At 74.1% G+C, this 3,495-nt stretch carries 1 protein-coding gene; it reads right to left on the reverse strand.

Features of this window, described 5'->3' with window-relative positions:
• The coding region (locus AQJ66_RS36490) for an SDR family NAD(P)-dependent oxidoreductase (RefSeq protein ID WP_159052713.1) at window positions 1-3,495 on the reverse strand (3,495 nt) is incomplete at both ends.

Raw genomic sequence — 3,495 nt, forward strand, 5'->3', positions numbered from 1 at the left:
ACGAAACCGGCCAGCCGGCCCGCCTGCCCCGCCAGACCCTCCACACCCCGGCCCGACACCACCCACGGCACCACACCACCCACCGCGAACACCGGCGAAACAGCCTCACCTTCAGGCTCCGGCACACCCCCCGGCGCCTCCTCCAGCACGACGTGAGCGTTCGTGCCGCTCACGCCGAAGGAGGAGACGCCCGCCCGTCGTGGGCTTCCCTCGACGCGAGGCCACTCCATGGGCTCGGTCAGCAGCGACACCGCACCCGCCGACCAGTCCACGTGCGGCGTCGGCTCGTCCACGTGCAGCGTCCGGGGCAGCACCCCGTACTGCATGGCGAGCACCATCTTCATCACACCCGCCACACCCGAGGCGGCCTGGGTGTGACCGATGTTCGACTTCAACGAGCCCAGCCACAATGGCCGTTCCGGATCACGGCCCTGGCCGTAGGTGGCGAGCAGCGCCTGCGCCTCGATCGGATCGCCCAGCGTGGTGCCCGTACCGTGCGCCTCGACCGCGTCCACGTCCGCCGGGGACAGTCCCGCCTTGGCGAGAGCGGCGCGGATGACCTGTTGTTGCGCGGGGCCGCTGGGGGCGCTGAGCCCGTTGCTGGCGCCGTCCTGGTTGAGGGCGGTGGAGCGGATGACGGCGAGTACGGGGTGGCCGTTGCGGCGGGCGTCGGACAGCCGCTCCAGGAGCACCATGCCGGCGCCTTCGGCGAGGCCCATGCCGTCGGCGGCCTTCGCGAACGCCTTGGACCGGCCGTCGCGGGCGACGCCCCGGGTGCGGGCGAAGCCGATGAAGCCGATGGGTTCGACCATCACGGCGACACCGCCCGCCAGGGCCATGGAGCACTCGCCGGAGCGCAGTGCCTGGACGGCCATGTGCAGCGCGACGAGTGAGGAGGAGCAGGCGGTGTCGATGGTCACCGCGCTGCCTTCGAGACCGAGGGTGTAGGCGATGCGGCCGGACAGGACACTGGTGGCGCTGCCGGTGACGATGTGTCCCTCGACGCCTTCGGGCAGGTTGTCCAGGCCGCCGAAGCCCTGGTGGGCCGCGCCGACGTAGACGCCGACGGGTGTGCCGCGCAGAGTTTCGGGCAGCAGCCCGGCCCGTTCGAGGGCCTCCCAGGAGGTCTCCAGCAGAAGCCGCTGCTGCGGGTCCATGGCGACGGCCTCGCGGGGCGAGATGCCGAAGAAGGCGGGATCGAAGTCGCCCGCGTCGTAGACGAAGCCGCCCTCACGCGTGTAGCAGGTGCCCTCCCGGTCCGGGTCGGGGTCGTAGAGGGCGTCGAGGTTCCAGGATCGGTCGTCCGGGAAGGCGTCGATCACGTCACGGCCCTCGGCGAGGATCCGCCACAGCTCCTCGGGGCTGTTGGCACCGCCCGGGTAGCGGCAGCTCATCGAGACGATGGCGATCGGGTCGTCGTCGGCGGCGGGCGCCGGGACGCCGGCCGGGGCGGCGGCGGTGGCCGGGACGGGGAGGCCGTCCGAGGGGCCGTCCAGCTCTTCGCGGATGTGCCGGGCGAGCGCCGTGACCGTGGGCCGGTCGAAGATGACGGTGACGGGCAGCCGCAGGCCCGTCGCGGCGTTCAGCCGGTTGCGCAGTTCGACGGAGGTCAGGGAGTCGAAACCCAGCTCACGGAAGGCCCGGCCGATCTCCACGCTGTTCGGGCTGTCGTGCCCGAGGACACCGGCGACCTGGGCCCGCACGAGGTCCAGTACGGCCTGCTCCCGCTCGTCGGCGGACATGCCGCGCAACCGGGCGACGAGTCCGGCGCTCCGGGTGTCCGGCCCGTCCTGCCGCCGGCCGTCCTCCTCCGCGCGCAGCAGCTCCGCGACCTCGGGCACCTCGGTGAGCAGGGGACGCGGGCGGGCCGCGGTGAAGACGGGGACGAAACGCTCCCAGTCGATGTCGGCCACGGCGACGAAGCACTCGTCGCGTTCGAGTACCTGCTGCATGGCCGCGACGGCCAGCGCGGGTTCCATGAAGGGGATGCCACGCCAGCGCAGCTGCTCCTGGACGACGTCGAGCCCCATGCCGCCGCCCTCGTCGCTCCAGATGCCCCAGGCGATCGAGGTGCCGGCCAGGCCGCGGGCCCGGCGCTGCTCGGCGACCGCGTCGGCGTAGGCGTTGGCCGCGGCGTAGGCGCCGTGGTCACCGCTGCCCCAGACGCCGGCGACGGAGGAGAACACGACGAACGCGTCCAGCCGGTCGTCGCAGAAGAGGGCGTCGAGGTTCGCGACACCGGAGAGCTTGGCCTCCGCCCCGTCGGCGAACTCCTGCAGGGTCGTGGTGGCCAGCGGGATGAGGATGCCCACGCCCGCGGTGTGCACGACGGTGCGGATCGGCGGCCCGTCGGCCTCGACCCGCTCCACGAGCGCGGTCAGGGCGTCCCGGTCGGCGATGTCGCAGGCGGCGATGGTGACGCGGGCGCCCAACGCGCTCAGCTCCGCCTCCAGTTCGGTCGCACCGGGCGCGTCCGGGCCGCGGCGGCTGACCAGGACCAGGTGCTCGGTGCCGGTGCGGGCGAGCCAGCGTGCGGTGTGGCCGCCCAGGCCCCCGGTGCCACCGGTGACCAGCGCGGTGCCGCGCGAGGTCCAGCCGCGGTCGCCGACGCGCCGGCCACCGGCGGGCGTGCGGGTCAGGCGGCGGATGAGGACACCGGTGCGGCGGACGGCGAGCTGATCCTCTGCGCCGGAGTCGGCGAGCACCCCGCAGAGCCGGGCGGCCGTACGCTCGTCGGGCGTCTCCGGCAGGTCGACGAGTCCGCCCCAGAACTCGGGGTGCTCCAGGGCGGCGACCCGGCCCATGCCCCAGGTGCCGTTCTGCACGGGGTTGCGGAGGGGGTCGCTGTCGCCTGTGGTGACCGCTCCGCAGGTGGCCAGCCACAGCGGTGCCCGCACCCCGCTGTCGGCGCACGCCTGGATCAGCGCCAGTCCGGCCACCAGACCGGACGCGAGCCCCGGCCGTGCCGGATGAGGGTCTTCGTCGAGCGCGAGGAAGGAGAGGATGCCGCTGAACGCGTCTGCGCCGCTGTGCCGGGCCGTCTCACTCATCAGCGCGGCCAGCCGCTCACGGTCGGTGTCGGCGGCGTCGACGAAGAGGGGGGCGGTCTGCGCCCCGTGCGCGGCGAGCCCGTCCAGGCAGACCTGGACGAGTTCGGACCCCGCGTGGGCGGCGGGTACGACGACCAGCCAGGTGCCGGGGAGCGTGGCGACGGCCCGGTCGGCCGTGGGCCGCCAGGCGATGCGGTAGCGCCAGGAGTCGATGGTGGCGGAGGCGCGGCGCCCCCGGCGCCAGCCGGACAGCACGGGCAGGGCCTGGGCCAGCGCCTGCTGTCCCTCCTCCTCGGCGAGGTCGAGCGTACCGCTCAGGGTCTGGAGGTCCTGGTTCTCCACGGCCGCCCAGAACTCGGCGTCCGCCGCGTCCTCGGGCACGCCGTTCCCTCCGGTGAGCCGGCGCGCCTCGGGCTCGAACCAGTACCGGCGGTGCTGGAAGGCG

Source organism: Streptomyces bungoensis (assembly GCF_001514215.1).
Lineage (GTDB): Bacteria > Actinomycetota > Actinomycetes > Streptomycetales > Streptomycetaceae > Streptomyces > Streptomyces bungoensis.